Source organism: Chryseobacterium sp. KBW03 (assembly GCF_003852415.1).
In the GTDB taxonomy this organism is placed as follows: domain Bacteria; phylum Bacteroidota; class Bacteroidia; order Flavobacteriales; family Weeksellaceae; genus Chryseobacterium; species Chryseobacterium viscerum.
In genome coordinates, this window is the sequence record NZ_QAJO01000007.1 from 218,909 (window position 1) to 234,118 (window position 15,210).

The following is a 15,210-nucleotide window of genomic DNA, read 5'->3' on the forward strand; positions in this document are numbered from 1 at the left end:
TAATTTTCTCGCTGATCACGCGATTACGCAGATTTTTATATATCTGCAAAATCAGGGTGAAATATAAAGTATACAATTTTATCGGAGATGAAATTGTAAGGATATAGGAAGAAAAATTTTACTTTTTCAAATTCTAAACCTTATAGGTTTTTAAAACCTATAAGGTTTAAACATCTTCAATGAACCACCATAAAAAAGCCACCTCTTTTTTGAGGTGACGTTTTCTTTTTATAAATGATTTTTTACTTATCCTGATGACTTTCAGGTACAATATTTTCTCCACTTGTAATACTGATGCTCGTAGGAGTTACCAACAGAATTTTATCTGCATCAAAGCGTTCTTTAATGCCTAAATACGCCTTACTTCTTACCTGTGCAAGATTAGCTCCTATTTTTATCCAGAACTTCACCTGAAGATTAAATGCGCCTTGTTTCAGATCTGTGAAGATCACCTCTACAGTATCTAGCTTATCTACATTATCAAGATTTTTAACGACATCAAGAATTCCTTTCTGTGCTTTGCTGATATCTTCATCTGCAGGGATTTCAAAATTTAAAATAATTCTGCGTTGTGGTGAGGCTGTAATATTATAGAAGGGGGCATTGAAAACGACCTGATTGGGGATATATGCTTTCTTTCCGTCATCCGTAAGAATTTTGGTGGTTAAAAAACCAATTTCCTGTACCGTACCAGAATGTGCTCCAATTGTAATATAATCTCCAACTTTATAGGCTTTGTCTATTCCGATCAGCATACCGGAGAATATACTTGAAACAAGATCTTTTAAAGCGACTCCGGCAATAACTCCTGCTACTCCTAAACTTCCGATAAACTTCCAAAGAAAACCACTGAAGCCCATTATTTCAAGGGCTATAAAGGTTCCCATCAACATGATCAGAAATCGGAATATGCTGATTAAAGTAACCAGCGAGCTTTCTTTTTGGCTTTTCGGGAAAAATTTGTGAAATAATTTTACGGCGGCCTGACTTAAATATTTACTGGTAATCAGAAAGAACGTAAATACTAAAATGCCGACAATTAGTTTTGGGGTAAGTTTTGCAAAAGTTACATACCAATTCTCTAATACCTTGTACACCAAATCAATATAGGTGAGTCCGGTTTTCTCCATGAATAAAATTTTAGTTAAATATATAAATTTTCAGCAAAAAATTTGCCAGTTCCAAAAAGTCTACTAAATTTGTAGACTATAAAAGCGGAATATTATGTCGATCAAACTAGGAGATACAGCACCCAACTTTCAGGCAGAATCATCTTTAGGTGATATCAGTTTATATCATTATTTGGGAGATTCATGGGGGATTTTATTTTCACATCCGGCAGATTATACCCCGGTATGCACTACAGAATTGGGGTATACAGCAAAATTGCAGTCTGAGTTTGATGCCAGAGGGACAAAGGTAATCGCGTTAAGTGTAGATGGAGTAGAGGACCACCAAAACTGGGTGAAAGATATTAATGAAACGCAGAATACAAGTGTATTGTTTCCTATTATCGCAGATAAGGACAGAAAGATTTCCGAACTCTATGATTTTATTCACCCGAATGCATCGGCTACGGCTACTGTTCGTTCTTTATTGATCATTGATCCAGACAAAAAAGTAAGACTGATTATTACCTATCCGGCCTCTACAGGGAGGAATTTTGATGAGATCCTTAGAGTGCTGGATTCTTTACAGTTGGTAGATAATTATCGGGTGGCTACACCTGTTAATTGGGAAAATGGAGAAGACGTTATTGTGCCTCCAACCATCTCTACAGAGGAAGCCAGGAAAATATTCCCAAAAGGGGTAACGGAAATAAAACCGTACTTAAGATACACCCCGCAACCTAATACATGATTTATTTGATTTTTTATAGTTTAGTTTTAATTTGTACGAAAATCGCCTCGAAAAATTTTTCGAGGCGATTTCAATGTATACTTATGTATGTATAGTAAAGCGTTTGATTACTTTACTTCATTAACAACTTGCTTAGCTTTAGAGGTTGGTAAATAAATACTAAACCCTAGGTTAAAAGTAATGTTAGATGTTAAACCTTGATTTCCGAAACCTGTAACACCAGCATATTTTACTAAACCTTCTAGACCAATGTTTGGAGTGATAAAGTAAGAATACCCTGGTCCAGCACCGAAGTCAAGACCTGTTGTAGAGTTACCTCCTTTGCTGATAGAATAACCACCAACACCTAAGTTCCCTTCGAAAAACCATCTTCCGTGGTGTAATAAGTTATTTACTCCTTGTTCTCCAGGAGAAAGATAATAACGTCCTAAAGCTCCTACGCCATAATCAAACCTAGTATTAGAGGTATTAGAAGATTTACCAATGCCTAAATTAACATATCCCCCAACAGCTACGTTATCTTCGATAAAATAAGCTCCTTTTGGCTGTAGGTTAATTTGGTATCCACCACCTGTATTCAATCCAAAATTACTTGTTGCCAAGCTGCTTCCTACCATCCAATTACCTTTCTGAATCTGAGCGTTTGCAGTTGCCGTTAAGCCTGCTACGGCTAATATCCCTGTTAAAATAAGTTTTTTCATAATTTATTATTTTAATAATTAAATGTTTATTATTCACGAATTATAGAAAAAACAATAAATGTGCCATACTCTTAATTTTACGTAATTTTTCTAAATAAACGTTAATATTGTAAGGTGGATTTATTTTATTTTTTTAACATATTTAATGGTGATATCGTAATGATAAATATTCCTTGAAATAAAAATGATAAAATTTTATGATAAAAATTTGGTAATGAAAATGCTTGCTTTTTCCTTCTTTCAGTTTTCTGATATTGTTATATAAATAAAAGAATGATAGAAATAATAAGACCAGCAATAGTAAACTTGATTCCACGCTTGAATGCTTTCGTCTTAGGATTGAACATCCAGAAACTTGAAATTACAAAAAAGAAAAGAGAAACTCCGAAGAACACACTTAAGGGGGAGATTGCATCTTTAGACTGAGATTTGTGAAGAGAAACCATTTTGTCTAGTACGAAAGGTAATTCCTTCTTAGTATACTTTGCCTTTCCGGTTGCACTGTCATACGTTCCCTGCTTAAAATAAAGAACACTTCCTTCTGTTTTCTCTACTTCAAGACCTTTCATCTTCAGCTCTTTTTTCAGTTCTTTCTCTGAAAGGTTGGCAGCGATGTTTTTTTCATATTTCTTTTCATTCTTAAGAAAATCTGTGTCTCTGTAAACCAGAAGAATTCCGCTTAATGAATACACAGCCATAATACCTGCAAGGAAATATCCCAGATAACGGTGGGTGATTCTCATAAAGCTTCTTGTGTCTTTAATCTTGTCCATATCTTATTGTTTGTTTTTGTTTTTAAATTTCAAAAGTGGAAACTGCAAAAATGCAATTTCCACTTTTAATGAAAGAATTATTATATAAAGAATTCTAAAGTTTGTACGTCAAAGTAAAATAATAGTTTCTCGGAGTGATTGGGTTCACAGAATAATTTTCGTGAACATTGTAATTTACAACATCAAACAGGTTCCCCACTCTTCCTTGGATAGAGAACTTCTTCCACTCGTAGCCAACTGATACAGAAACTGTTGTATAGTCTTTTAGATCAAACATTCTACTCACGTTGTTTCTACTTGTGTTTGTAGATTTTGTGTCATTCCACCCAGCGATTCTGTCTCCGATAAAGTAAATTCCAGCTCCGATTTTTAATCCTTTTACGTAGTTTGTAAATTTATAGAAAACGGAAGCATTCGCTGTTGTAGCTGGTGTTCTTACCAATCTTTGGTTTTCAACATATCCTTTTTCAGGAGTGTCAGTATATACGGAATTGTTATAAGAGAAACCTCCGATTATAGATAAGTTTTCTGTCGGATTTCCTGTAATATCTAATTCCACACCACGGCTTCTCATATTTCCTGCAAATTCTTTAAGATTCGTATCTGTTGAATTTACCGGAGCTCCGTTTGGAGTAGAAGCGAACCAATAGGTTTGGTAATAATTATTGTACATAATCTGATAAGCCGTTAAGTTAACAGCTAAAGCATTGTTCCAGAAATTCTTTTTAACACCAATTTCGTATTGATCAACTGTTGATGGTTTTATGCTCTGTCTAGATAAAGTAGCTAACTGATTTTGAACTTGCGCAACCGGTTGATTGGTATTTACCGTATTAAATTGATCTGAAGTATATCCTGCATTTGAAGCAAATGAGTTAGTATACGTTGCAAATACTGAAAGGTTTTCATTAGGAGCATACACCAACCCTACTTTTGGAGAAAATGCATTGTCCGCAGTTGAGGAATTGGATACTTCAAATTTTTCATTTGCCGTAAAACGAGTAGTCAATGTAGGCATGTTTTCTACATAAGACCATCTTAAACCTGCAATAACTTTAAGTTGTTTTGTTAAGCTAATGAAATCTTGTGCATATACCCCGATTCTTCTTGTGTTAATTCTGTTTCTTGTATTAAGGGTAGAACTTGGCATGTCAACACTTCCCCATGTTGAAGGGTCATCTAAGAATAAAACATTAGAAGTAGCACCTAAAGTATAGGTATAAGCATCTGCCTGGCTGTAATCTGCATCAGCACCAATCAAAACTTTATGGTTGATTTTTCCTGTATTGAATTCACCGTTTAAGTTTACTTGTGCAGAAGTATAGTTTTGTTCATTGTATGTTTTACCAAAAGGTCTGTTCCATGAAAGTCTGGTAGCAGTAGGTGAGCTGTAGCCCCATTGTACTCTTTCAGAAGAAAAATAATCTTTAGTATAGTTTTGGTAAGAAGCTGTAGCATTCAAAGACCATTTTTCGTTAAATTGATGATTAAAAGTTACATTCGTAGAAGCTTGCTGTACATTTTGATATTGCCAGTCGGTTCCGAAGAACGCGTTTCTGGAAACAACATCATTCAATCTATAGCTTTGGTCTTTTTCAGTAATAGATCCAATCCCGAAATCCGGGGTGAAATTATTTTTAAGATAATCTGCCTCAACAATTAATTGAGATTTTTCACTTAAATTAAATAAAAATGAAGGATTGAAGTAGTATTTTTCAGATTGTACAACATCTCTGAAACTTTCAGCATATTCGTAAGTTCCATTTATTCTGAAAGCAACATTCTTAGATAGTGGTCCGTAAATATCAACTGTTGGTTTGTAAGAATTCCAGCTTCCACCATTTAATCCTACACTTCCGCCAAAATTGAATTTAGGCTTTTTCGTAATCATATTAATAATACCTCCGGCAGCAGTATTTCCATAAAGCATTGCGTTGGCTCCTTTTAATACTTCCACTCTTTCAAGACCACTTACTTCAGGGAAAACTCCACTGTTTATCCTTGCTCCATTCTTGAAAATATTGTCATTTCCCAAGATAAAACCACGTCCACCAAAACTGTCCTGAGAATTACCTCTGGATGAAGTAATGTACATTCCGTTTATATTCTGAAGAACATCACTTAGCTGTTTTGCCTGCTGCTGCTCAATAATTTCATGAGTGACAATGGCAATAGGCTGAGGGGTTTCCATTACCGTCAAATTAGATTTTGTTGAAAATGGCTTTGCCTGGTTCGGATTTCCGGTTTTGTGTAAGTTGATATCTTCAATGGTCTGGGTTCTGATGGTATCTGCTTCAGCATTTTTCATCTGCGAACTCGCTGAAACAGCGATAAATAGAAGACCTAAAGAAAGTAATTGTCTTTTCATATTATTTTTATGTAGAACAGTTTTAAATAAGGCGCAAATGTAAGTATTTGTTTAGAATAGATAAAAATAATTTTATGATTTAAATCATATTCTGTTAATAATGGCATGGATTATTTCTATAGTTACTTTATACGAAGGGATAGAGAATTTTTTATGAATATATTTGTTAAAAATTATAATATGCAATTGGTAAAAGCAGGGCTTTGTGCCTTTGGAATGAGTGGGAAAGTTTTCCATGCACCCTTTTTAAAGGAGCATCCGGGATTTTTTATTTCTGCAGTGGTAGAAAGAAGTAAAGAAGAGTCAAAAGAAAAATATCCTGAAGCAACCATTTACCGCTCTGTTGAAGAAATGCTTCAGCAAGCAGATATAGAGCTGGTCATCATCAACACTCCGGTTCAGACACACTATGAATATGCAAAAAAAGCATTGGAAGCAGGAAAAAATATTATTGTAGAAAAACCTTTTACAGTCAATGTTTCCGAGGCTGAAGAGCTGGTGCAGCTGGCAGAAGAAAAAGGACTGTTCTTAAGCGTGTACCAAAACCGAAGATTTGACCGTGATTTTTTACAGGTACAAAAGATATTAAATGATCAGAAAATAGGGAATATTAAAGAAGCTGAAATCCGTTTCGACAGATTCCGTACCACACCCAGTGGAAAGCAGCATAAGGAAAGCCCGGATCAGGTAGGTTCAGGATCGCTTCATGATCTGGGGTCGCACCTTGTAGATCAGGCAGTGCAGTATTTCGGATATCCTGAAAAACTGTTTGCCGATGTATTTTCTATGAAAGGGAAGGAGTTTGCGAATGATTATTTCGAGATCCTGCTGTTCTATAAAAATGATCTGAGAGTAAGACTAAAATCATCGGTTTTCAGTAAAGAAGCACATTATGCCTATACTATTCATGGGGACAAAGGAACTTTCCTGCAGGAAAGAACCGATAATCAGGAAAACGAATTGGTAGCAGGAGCGATTCCCGAATATGGTAAAGAGTGGGCTGAACCGTTAAAAGGAACAGACGGAATTTTAAATGTCTTGTATGAGAATTCTGAAACAGAAAGAATACTGACTTCCAGTGAAGCCGGAAACTACATGAATTATTACCAGCAGATTTATGAACACATCGTTTTTGGATATGCGCTGCCATCTCCGGGAAAAGAAGTTATTCAGAATATGAAAATCATTGATGCTTCCCTGAAAAGTGCAAATGAAGAAAGAGTAATTGAATTATAAATTATGATTTATGAATTATGAGTTGGAGAATAATAGCGGTTGTCAACTTTATACCAACTCATAATTCATAATTTTTAATTCATTATTATTAAAGGATTTCCTGAAGTTCCAGCCACTTCATTTCATACTCTTCTAGCTTTTCAGAAATAGTTTCCAGCTCGGCAGATAGTTTTGCAACCTTTTCATATTCCGTTTCATTATTAAGCTGATCCATTATTTTAGCACGCTTTTGTTCAAGTTCTGGCATTTCTTTTTCTATGGTTTCCAGTTCACGTTGTTCCTTAAAAGACATTTTTCTTTTTTTAGAAACAGGTTCAGAAACCTCTTTTACTGCCTCGATTTCTTTTACAGGTTCTGGCTTTGATACTGTATTTTTTTCTAAGGCATCCTCACGGCTTTTAGCTTCTCTGTATTCTGAGAAAGTTCCAACAAAATTTCTGATTTTTCCATCTCCTTCAAATGCAAGAACATGACCTACGATTCTGTCCATGAAATATCTGTCGTGGGAAACAATAATCAAACTACCCTGAAAGTTGAGCAAGAAATTTTCCAGAACAGTCAAAGTTGGAAGATCCAAATCATTGGTAGGTTCATCAAATATCAGAAAGTTGGGATTCTGATACAAAATATACATCAGGTGGAGCCTTCTTTTTTCACCTCCCGAAAGTTTTGAAATAGGTGAGTATTGCGTTTGGTCATCAAATAAGAACAGCCTCAAAAATTGCGATGCAGAGATCGTTCTTCCGTTAGCTAAAGGGAAGTTTTCGGAAATTTCTTTGATAAAGTCAATTACTCTTTCCTCTTCTTTATATTTCAGTCCTTTTTGTGAAAAATATCCGAATTTGATCGTTTCTCCGGTTTCAATTTCTCCGGAATCCTTTGGCTCAAGACCTTGGATAATATTCAGTAATGTAGATTTTCCAGCACCATTTTTTCCTACAATTCCTACTTTCTCACCTCTTTGAAACTGATAACTGAAATCTTTTATTAATAATTTATCGTCATAGCTTTTAGAAATATCTCGAAGTTCCAAAATTTTATTTCCGAGTCTTTTCATTTCAAAATCGAGTTCCAGAGACTCTTTTCGGGTATCGGTTTTAGCTATTTTTTCAGTTTCGTAAAAGTCTTCTTGTCTAGACTTTGATTTTGTAGTTCTGGCCTTAGGCTGTCTTCGCATCCATTCCAGTTCTTTTCTGTAAAGATTATTCGCCTTGTCGATTGTGGAATTCATATTGTCCTCACGAATCATTTTGTTCTCAAGATAAGTCGCATACGAACCATTGTGGAAATATAGATTTTTATCTTCCATTTCCCAGATAATGTCACAAACGCTGTCAAGGAAATACCTGTCGTGAGTAACCAGAATTAATGTTATTTTGGCTTTGCTTAGATAGCTTTCAAGCCATTCTACCATTTCTACATCAAGGTGGTTGGTTGGCTCATCCATAATCAAAAGAGTGTGACGGTGCTCGGCTCTTGTTTCAGTTAACAATTTTGCTAAAGCCACACGTTTGATCTGTCCTCCGGAAAGTGTTCCCATTTTAGCTTCCAGATCTGTGATTTTCAACTGAGAGAGAATTTGTTTCATATCATTCTCCAGGTCCCAAGCTTTATGAATTTCCATTTCAGCCAGAGCTTTTTCAATGAAATCATAATCTGTTGAAAGTAATGATTTATGATAATTTTTTAAGGCCTGAATGGGCGCAGAATCAAGCGTCATCATAAATTCGTCAATAGTGAGATGAGAATCAAACTCGATTTCCTGGTCAAATAAAACTACCTGAATATCCTTATTGATCATCACATTGCCACTGTCTGCAATTTCTTTCCCCATTAATATTTTTAGAAGGGTGGATTTTCCGCTTCCGTTTTTGGCAACAATGGCTATTTTATCACCTTCATTGACATGAAAAGAGATATTTTCGAACAAAACTTTGATGCCATAAGATTTAGTAAGGTTTTCTACAGAAACGTAATTCATTGGAATGTAATGGTTTGATATTGATTTTGAATTGAACCGCAAAAGTACGAAAATGTAGCCTAAAATTTTCCTGAACCTCTTTTATAAAATGAATATTTATAATTTTTTAATAGACTGTGTCCATTGTCTGAAAAAACTATTCAGTAAATTTGATAGCCTATAATTTAATTAGCACAGTAAAAATATTAATATAAAAACCTGATTGAAGTAATGAAAAAAGTTATTGTCGACATGGATGGGGTAATGGCGGATGTATATCATCAGCTGGTGCAATTTGAAAAAAGAGATACAGGAAGAGAAATTCCAATCAGTGATTTGACGGGTAAACCTGAAATAGAGTCTTTTCCCAATGGAAAAAAACACGTTAATGAAGTTGGGTTTTTCAGAACCTTACCTGTAATGAAAGGAAGCCGCGAAGCGATGGAATATCTGAATAACAAATATGATCTCTATATCGTATCTGCAGGAATGGAGTTTCCCAATAGCTTAAGAGAAAAATACGACTGGCTGGCAGAGCATTTTCCATTCATCACCTGGGAACAGATTGTTCTTTGCGGAAGTAAAAAAGTGGTTTCCGGAGATGTAATGATTGATGATTATCCAAAAAATCTGGATCATTTTTCAGGGGAAAGATTAATATTCACCCAGCCTCATAATGAGCTGATAGAAAATAATACTTATAAAAGAGTGCATTCCTGGGAAGACGTGATGAATATCCTTTAAAATTATCTTAAAGGCTGGAAGTGTGAAGATGGAGGCTGGAAGTTATATAAGACAGATTATTTCTGAAAGCCGATATGAAATTATGCGGTCAGTATTAGCTCCCTGCTTCTAGCTTCCTTTCGTATTTTTAATCCAGTGTCAGTCTTTTTAACGACCAGGAGTTTCCATTATAAATATCAATATCCACTTTGGCGTTGATGCCATGGACAATACCGTTTTCTGTGAACTGCCAGAAATCCCACTGATCATCCGGAGAAGGAGAGGGAACATCATTGTAATTGGCCAGCCATAAAGGATAACCTTCGAACTCACCTTTCAGAAAATCTTTATAATAATGATAATACGTATAAATGATAGGTTTTTGACCATACGTATCCTCCACGATTTTACACCATACTTTCAGGTCTTCAATCAATTTTTTATTGGTCTTACGCTTTGGAATTTTTTCAATATCTAAAATAGGAGGCAGGTCGCCACTTTCCAGTTTTACATTGTTTAAAAAGTTATTAGCCTGAATAACGGGATCTTCATCGGCTCTGTAAAAATGATAGGCACCACGGATAAGATCATGTTTTTTAGCACTTTCCCAAAATTCATCAAAATGCTTATCGGCACTTCGGTTTCCCATCGTAGCACGCATCACGACAAACTCTAATGGGATTGTTTTATTGCCAATACTGAGACTGTCCCATTTGATATCTTCCCTGTTTTGATAATGAGAAACATCAAAACCATACGTCTTATCCAGGTTACTGCTTAGTATTCTCTGAATTCTTGCCGCTTCCTTTTCACTGTTGTGAAGTTTTTTGTGCTTAAACTTATTAAAGTACATTGCATAATAATAGCTTACAGACTGCTTTAAATAAAATCCGGTTCCTATCAATGCTACGATCAATATCCCCAATATTACCCATCTTCGGAAAAAATACTTCTTCCGTCTTGATTTATGGACCTGTTTGGCAGTTTTTTTGGTGTACTTTTTTGGTGTCATAAAGTTTTGCAAAACTAACTTTTTTCACTGCTAAATGCTAAAATAAAATCAGTAAATTTGTGTATTATGGAAACACGCGAAAAAATCATCATTATAGGAGGAGGATTTGCGGGGCTGCAGCTTGCAAAAACATTGAATAACAAGAACAAAAAGGTCATTGTTCTGGATCGGATGAACCACCATATGTTTCAGCCGCTTTTTTATCAGGTAGCCTCAGGAAGGATAGAACCTTCCAACATTTCTTTCCCCTTCAGAAAGATTTTTCAGCAATCCAGAAACACACAGTTCCGGATGACAGAGGTAAAAGAAATAGACCCTGCCAGCAATAAAGTCATTACCGACGAAGCCGAATTTACATATGATAAACTCATCATTGCAACGGGCTGTAAAACCAATTTTTTCGGAAACAAGGAATTAGAAGGAAGAGCTTTTGGGATGAAAAATACCCAGGAAGCCATCAGTATCAGAAATCATGTACTGATGACCTTTGAAAAACTCATCATTGAAAAAAGCAGAAGCGATGACGGAAACTGGAATATCGTGATTGTAGGAAGCGGGCCTACAGGAGTGGAGCTTGCGGGAGCTTTTGCTGAGATGAAAAAAGATATTCTTCCAAGAGATTACCCTTATATGAACTTTGACCATCTGAAGATTATTCTGGTGAGCTCTACCGAAAAACCACTTGCTGTGATGAGCAGCGAAGCACAAGAAAAATCGGAAAAGTACCTTAAGGATCTTGGAGTCACTTTTCTTAGTGGAGAAGTGGTAACAGACTATGATGGAGATAAAGTGCATCTTAAAAGTGGAAAAGAAATTTCTTCCAACAATGTAATCTGGGCTGCTGGAGTTACCGGAAATGTTGTAGGAGGTTTCCCGGAAGAAAATTTAATGCGAAACAGATATATTGTAGATCGATATAATAAAATAAAAGGGTACGACAATATTTATGCGATCGGAGATATTGCCTATATGGAAACACCAAAGTATCCACAAGGGCACCCTCAGGTTGCTAACGTAGCCATTAATCAGGCAAAAAATTTAGGTAAAAATCTATTAAAGAAAAATCAGGACGAATGGAAAGAATATGAGTATGATGATAAAGGCTCGCTGGCAACCATAGGGAAGCATAGAGCCGTTGTAGATCTGCCATTTATCAAGTTTCAGGGATTTCTGGCTTGGTATTTCTGGATGTTTCTCCATTTAATGCTAATTTTGAGCGTTAGAAATAAGCTGGCCATATTCTTCAACTGGATGTGGAGCTATATCAACAAAGATTCTTCTTTAAGATTAATTATTATACCTACTAAGAAAAACGGAACATTACAATGAGAATTGACATAATAAGCGTACTTCCTGAACTGATGGAAAGTCCGTTTAAAACCTCTATTTTGAAAAGAGCGATGGATAAAGGGCTGGCAGAAGTACATTTTCATCAGCTGAGAGACTGGGCAATCAATAAACACAGGCAGATTGATGATGAACCTTACGGAGGTGGAGCAGGAATGGTGATGATGATTGAACCGCTGGATAAATGTATTTCAGAGCTTAAATCTCAAAGAAATTATGATGAAGTGATATACCTTACACCAGATGGAGTCACTTTGAATCAAAAAATAGCCAATTCGCTTTCCATAAAAGAAAATCTTATCTTTCTTTGCGGACATTACAAAGGGATAGATCAAAGAGTAAGAGACCTTCATATTACAAAAGAAATTTCAATTGGTGACTACGTTCTTACAGGAGGAGAACTGGCAGCCTGCGTTCTTGCAGATTCTATCATACGATTGCTTCCCGGTGTTTTGAATGATGAGCAGAGTGCTTTAACAGACAGTTTTCAGGATGATCTTCTTTCACCACCAATTTATACCAGGCCCGAAAGTTATAAAGGACTTGATGTTCCTAAAATTTTACTGAGCGGGAATTCTGGAAAAATTGAAGAATGGCGTCATGATGAAGCTGTAAGAATTACCAAAGAAAAACGTCCCGATTTACTTTAGATCAAATTTGCCGGGATTTATTTCATTCTGGCCAACCTATTTAACCCCGTCTGTTATTAAAGCAAATGGAATAATATTTGTTGTAAATTTAATACGTACGAAAAATATTAATGTTTCTAATTTTAAATTAATATTTTATTTCTGTTATTCTTGATTTAACATATTGTCTCAATTTTGATTAATTAGTTAAAACTCTCGAATGATTGAAAAATTAATTTATTTTAGCTTACTTCATTGGTATTTTTATTATATTTGAATTGTTTTTTATTGAAATTTATTTATTCTTAATGGGCGGTGAATCGATGAGATTTGAAAAAATAATAGATTAATCTCTTGAAGTGAAAGAACATAATAAATTAAAAAAGTATAGAAATTAGTGTAGATGGAGTTGTTCTCTTTTTATAATGTTGAAAATTTATTTTTACCCGATCCAAAACCTGTCCACAAATTAGATCCTACCCGGTCAGGATTAAGGAATTGGGATGAAAAGAGATATAATAACAAGCTTTTCAAAATCTCCCATGTATTTCAGTTGATGAAGGAGGAAAATGGTGTAATGCCATTTGTAATAGGGCTGTCTGAAGTTTCCGGAAGGAAAGTTTTGGAAGACCTCGTGGAGATGGAACCCTTTAATTCGCAATATGGAATTGTACATTACAATTCTATGGACGAAAGAAAAGTGGATGTAGCCATGTTATATGATAAAAGTAAAGTAGAGGTGATAGATTCAGAAACCATTACTTTCTTTTTTGAAATAGTGAATAAAAACACAGAATATTACGATACAACCAGAGACGTACTTTTTTCGAAAATTAAATATAAAGGAGAAATTATTAATGTCTTTATCGCGCATCTTCCCTCTAAACGCGAAAAAGATATCAATAAACCCAAAAGAGCCTTTATATTGAATGAAGTCCGGGAACGGATTCTGAAATTAGTAAATGCTGATAAAGAGCATGTCATATTGTGTGGTGATTTTAACGAAAACCCGGATGATGAAAATTTAGTGCAGATTCTCTATGACAATCAACATGAGAAGGTTTTAATGAATCCTTTTCAGCAATTGTTTTCTACTAGAAATTATTCTACTTTTCATTATAAATCTGGATTGCTGTATGATCAGATCATTATGTCAAGATCTTTGCTTGATAATAAGACGCTGGCTTTTCAGGATGCCCATGTGTTCAATTCTGAAAACATCCGCAGCAGGGCCAGAAATTTTGAAGGACGTCCTTTCCGAACTTATGCCGGTACGCGGTATTTGGGAGGATATAGCGACCATTTTCCGGTTTTTGTAAAATTTAAGAATTTACAGTAAAAAACATAAATAATAAAAAAGTAGAAAATGAAAAATTCGAGCAACACAAGCTATCATTTGGATTCTATTGACAAAGAAATTATCTACATGTTGATGGATAATGCCAAAACTTCCTTAGCCCACATTTCTAAACATGTTGGTATTTCAACTACTGCGGTACATCAAAGAATCAAAAAACTTGAACATGCGGGAGTTATTGAGAATTCAATATCATTCCTTAATCCTAAAAAAATTGGATATAAGGTGACTTCCTACATTGGTGTATTTCTGGATCAGCCAAGCCACTATCCAGACGTGGTAAAATCTTTACATGACGTAAATGAAGTAGTGGAAGCCCATTATACAACAGGAAATTACACCATATTTCTGAAAGTTCTTTGCAAAGATAATGATCACTTGATGCAGATTCTTAGCAAAATTCAAAAACTAAAAGGAGTAACACGAACAGAAACTTTTATATCTTTGGAACAAGGTATTTACAGACAATTGAAAGTATAACGATATGAACATAGCCCAATATTTGGATTCAACTTACTTGAAAACACCAGAACAATCAGGTATTTCCCATGAAGAAACACTTCAAAAAGATAAAGAACTCGCCCAAGAAGCTATTGAGAATGATATTTTTGCCGTGATGATTCGTCCGGATTATGTATCTGAGATCAAGAAATATATTCAGGAAAGAAATTCAAATGTTGCAGTAGGAACTGTGATAGGCTTTCACGAAGGTACATATTCAATTGATGAGAAGCTTGCAGAAGCCTCAAAAGCAATTGAAGATGGTGCAGATGAATTGGATTTTGTAATTAATTATACTGCTTATCTGCAGGGAAATATAGAATTGGTAAAAGAGGAATTTATAAAATGTACTGCATTATCCCTTGAACATCATAAAGTTGTAAAATGGATTATTGAAATTGCAGCACTGACTGATGAGCAAATTGCTGATCTTACTAAAAATATATCTACCTGGGCAGAAGAGAATTTCTCCGAAAATGACTGGTCAAAAATTTTTGTTAAATCTTCGACAGGATTCTTCAAAACTGCTGATGGTAAACCTAACGGAGCAACTTTTGAAGGGATCACCATTATGCTTAATAACGCAGGGAAACTTCCTGTAAAAGCAGCAGGAGGTGTAAGAACTCCTGAAGATGCCGAGAAAATGATCAGCATGGGAGTTAAAAGGATAGGTACCTCTTCGGCTTTAGCATTAATTAAAGATGAATCTTCCTCAGAAGGATATTAAAAATATAAAATTCAAA

At 35.1% G+C, this 15,210-nt stretch carries 14 protein-coding genes; 8 read left to right on the forward strand and 6 right to left on the reverse strand.

Annotated features, from left to right (window positions below):
* Window positions 1-242 precede the first annotated feature (242 nt).
* Complete coding sequence (locus tag DBR39_RS16890) at window positions 243-1,130, reverse strand: mechanosensitive ion channel family protein (protein ID WP_103233119.1); 888 nt, start codon at window positions 1,128-1,130, stop codon at window positions 243-245.
* A 94-nt stretch (window positions 1,131-1,224) separates the two neighbouring features.
* Between DBR39_RS16890 and DBR39_RS16895 the strand changes: the two genes are divergently transcribed.
* A complete protein-coding gene (locus DBR39_RS16895) occupies window positions 1,225-1,860 on the forward strand; it encodes a peroxiredoxin (RefSeq protein ID WP_124535052.1) in 636 nt (211 codons plus the stop codon).
* A gap of 107 nt (window positions 1,861-1,967) precedes the next feature.
* Here DBR39_RS16895 and DBR39_RS16900 read toward each other — a convergent pair whose 3' ends face one another.
* From DBR39_RS16900 to DBR39_RS16910, 3 genes are all read right to left on the reverse strand, one after another.
* Complete coding sequence (locus DBR39_RS16900; RefSeq protein ID WP_103233121.1) at window positions 1,968-2,561, reverse strand: hypothetical protein; 594 nt, start codon at window positions 2,559-2,561, stop codon at window positions 1,968-1,970.
* Between the two features lie 257 nt (window positions 2,562-2,818).
* Window positions 2,819-3,334 (reverse strand): membrane protein, encoded by a 516-nt coding sequence (locus DBR39_RS16905; protein WP_047379059.1) that lies wholly within the window; start codon window positions 3,332-3,334, stop codon window positions 2,819-2,821.
* A 94-nt stretch (window positions 3,335-3,428) separates the two neighbouring features.
* Window positions 3,429-5,702, reverse strand: coding sequence for a TonB-dependent siderophore receptor (locus DBR39_RS16910; protein WP_124535054.1), 2,274 nt, complete (start codon window positions 5,700-5,702; stop codon window positions 3,429-3,431).
* 180 nt (window positions 5,703-5,882) lie between these two features.
* On the opposite strand from DBR39_RS16910, the gene DBR39_RS16915 reads away from it, so the two are divergent.
* Window positions 5,883-6,938 carry a Gfo/Idh/MocA family oxidoreductase gene (locus DBR39_RS16915; protein WP_124535056.1) on the forward strand — a complete coding sequence of 352 codons (1,056 nt, stop codon included), beginning with the start codon at window positions 5,883-5,885 and terminating at the stop codon, window positions 6,936-6,938.
* 88 nt (window positions 6,939-7,026) lie between these two features.
* Here the strand turns inward: DBR39_RS16915 and DBR39_RS16920 are convergent, their stop codons facing one another.
* Window positions 7,027-8,919 carry an ABC-F family ATP-binding cassette domain-containing protein gene (locus DBR39_RS16920; RefSeq protein WP_124535058.1) on the reverse strand — a complete coding sequence of 631 codons (1,893 nt, stop codon included), beginning with the start codon at window positions 8,917-8,919 and terminating at the stop codon, window positions 7,027-7,029.
* A gap of 210 nt (window positions 8,920-9,129) precedes the next feature.
* Between DBR39_RS16920 and DBR39_RS16925 the strand changes: the two genes are divergently transcribed.
* Window positions 9,130-9,642, forward strand: a complete 513-nt coding sequence (locus DBR39_RS16925) for a 5' nucleotidase, NT5C type (RefSeq protein WP_124535060.1) — start codon at window positions 9,130-9,132, stop codon at window positions 9,640-9,642.
* A gap of 127 nt (window positions 9,643-9,769) precedes the next feature.
* Here DBR39_RS16925 and DBR39_RS16930 read toward each other — a convergent pair whose 3' ends face one another.
* Window positions 9,770-10,633, reverse strand: coding sequence for a glycoside hydrolase family 25 protein (locus DBR39_RS16930; protein WP_185147208.1), 864 nt, complete (start codon window positions 10,631-10,633; stop codon window positions 9,770-9,772).
* 66 nt (window positions 10,634-10,699) lie between these two features.
* Between DBR39_RS16930 and DBR39_RS16935 the strand changes: the two genes are divergently transcribed.
* The 5 genes from DBR39_RS16935 to deoC all read left to right on the forward strand — a co-directional run bounded on the left by DBR39_RS16935 (window position 10,700) and on the right by deoC (window position 15,194).
* Entirely contained in the window at window positions 10,700-11,962 is a 1,263-nt protein-coding gene (locus DBR39_RS16935) for an NAD(P)/FAD-dependent oxidoreductase (protein WP_109738347.1), read from the forward strand.
* On the forward strand, window positions 11,959-12,630 hold the full coding sequence (trmD, locus tag DBR39_RS16940; protein ID WP_103235448.1) for a tRNA (guanosine(37)-N1)-methyltransferase TrmD: 672 nt from the start codon (window positions 11,959-11,961) through the stop codon (window positions 12,628-12,630). Before DBR39_RS16935 ends, trmD begins: the two co-directional genes overlap by 4 nt.
* Window positions 12,631-13,012: 382 nt before the next feature.
* Complete coding sequence (locus DBR39_RS16945; protein WP_124535062.1) at window positions 13,013-13,948, forward strand: endonuclease/exonuclease/phosphatase family protein; 936 nt, start codon at window positions 13,013-13,015, stop codon at window positions 13,946-13,948.
* A 27-nt stretch (window positions 13,949-13,975) separates the two neighbouring features.
* The gene (locus tag DBR39_RS16950; protein ID WP_103232653.1) at window positions 13,976-14,446 is read left to right on the forward strand and encodes an Lrp/AsnC ligand binding domain-containing protein; all 471 of its coding nucleotides are present in this window, start codon (window positions 13,976-13,978) and stop codon (window positions 14,444-14,446) included.
* 4 nt (window positions 14,447-14,450) lie between these two features.
* Window positions 14,451-15,194 (forward strand): deoxyribose-phosphate aldolase, encoded by a 744-nt coding sequence (gene deoC, locus DBR39_RS16955; protein WP_124535064.1) that lies wholly within the window; start codon window positions 14,451-14,453, stop codon window positions 15,192-15,194.
* Window positions 15,195-15,210 lie beyond the last annotated feature (16 nt).

Coding starts and splice junctions, on each gene's coding strand:
- DBR39_RS16925 (WP_124535060.1), top strand. CDS start 9,130: ATGAAAAAAGTTATTGTCGACATGGATGGGGTAATGGCGGATGTATAT.
- DBR39_RS16945 (WP_124535062.1), top strand. CDS start 13,013: ATGGAGTTGTTCTCTTTTTATAATGTTGAAAATTTATTTTTACCCGAT.
- trmD (WP_103235448.1), top strand. CDS start 11,959: ATGAGAATTGACATAATAAGCGTACTTCCTGAACTGATGGAAAGTCCG.
- DBR39_RS16950 (WP_103232653.1), top strand. CDS start 13,976: ATGAAAAATTCGAGCAACACAAGCTATCATTTGGATTCTATTGACAAA.
- DBR39_RS16935 (WP_109738347.1), top strand. CDS start 10,700: ATGGAAACACGCGAAAAAATCATCATTATAGGAGGAGGATTTGCGGGG.
- DBR39_RS16900 (WP_103233121.1), bottom strand. CDS start 2,561: ATGAAAAAACTTATTTTAACAGGGATATTAGCCGTAGCAGGCTTAACG.
- DBR39_RS16895 (WP_124535052.1), top strand. CDS start 1,225: ATGTCGATCAAACTAGGAGATACAGCACCCAACTTTCAGGCAGAATCA.
- DBR39_RS16920 (WP_124535058.1), bottom strand. CDS start 8,919: ATGAATTACGTTTCTGTAGAAAACCTTACTAAATCTTATGGCATCAAA.
- DBR39_RS16910 (WP_124535054.1), bottom strand. CDS start 5,702: ATGAAAAGACAATTACTTTCTTTAGGTCTTCTATTTATCGCTGTTTCA.
- deoC (WP_124535064.1), top strand. CDS start 14,451: ATGAACATAGCCCAATATTTGGATTCAACTTACTTGAAAACACCAGAA.
- DBR39_RS16930 (WP_185147208.1), bottom strand. CDS start 10,633: ATGACACCAAAAAAGTACACCAAAAAAACTGCCAAACAGGTCCATAAA.
- DBR39_RS16890 (WP_103233119.1), bottom strand. CDS start 1,130: ATGGAGAAAACCGGACTCACCTATATTGATTTGGTGTACAAGGTATTA.
- DBR39_RS16905 (WP_047379059.1), bottom strand. CDS start 3,334: ATGGACAAGATTAAAGACACAAGAAGCTTTATGAGAATCACCCACCGT.
- DBR39_RS16915 (WP_124535056.1), top strand. CDS start 5,883: ATGCAATTGGTAAAAGCAGGGCTTTGTGCCTTTGGAATGAGTGGGAAA.